Raw genomic sequence first — 407 nt, 5'->3', positions numbered from 1 at the left:
GATGCAGGCCGTGCACGTCCAGCGCATGGCGCGCCGCCAGCGCCACGTTGTTGAAGAAGCAGAAGCCCATGGCGCGCTCGCGTTCGGCATGGTGGCCGGGCGGGCGCACCGCGCAGAAGGCGTTGGCCAGTTCGCCGCCGATCACCGCGTCGGTCGCCGCCACCGCGGCGCCCGCCGCGCGCAGCGCGGCATCCCAGGTATGGGCGTTGAGGCTGGTGTCGGGGTCGACCGGGGCATGGGTCGGGCCGCCCGCCGCGATGTCCTGGACCAGGCGCGTGGTCATGCCCTGCAGCCGGTCGATGTGGGCCTCGGAGTGCGCGCGCATGAGGTCGGCGTGGCTGGCCTGCGGCGCCTCGCGCCGCTCCAGCGCATCGGCCACGCCGGTCAGCAGCAGACGGTCCTCGATC

The 407-nt window shown here is 74.4% G+C and carries 1 pseudogene; it reads right to left on the bottom strand.

The annotated features are described in order from the left end of the window. A pseudogene (locus tag JHD63_RS22920) lies at positions 1-406 on the bottom strand (histone deacetylase family protein); the annotation flags it as partial. Position 407 lies beyond the last annotated feature (1 nt).

Source organism: Xylophilus sp. ASV27, assembly GCF_016428875.1.
Taxonomy (GTDB): domain Bacteria; phylum Pseudomonadota; class Gammaproteobacteria; order Burkholderiales; family Burkholderiaceae_C; genus Xylophilus.
This window is presented reverse-complemented; position numbering and strand designations above follow the sequence as displayed.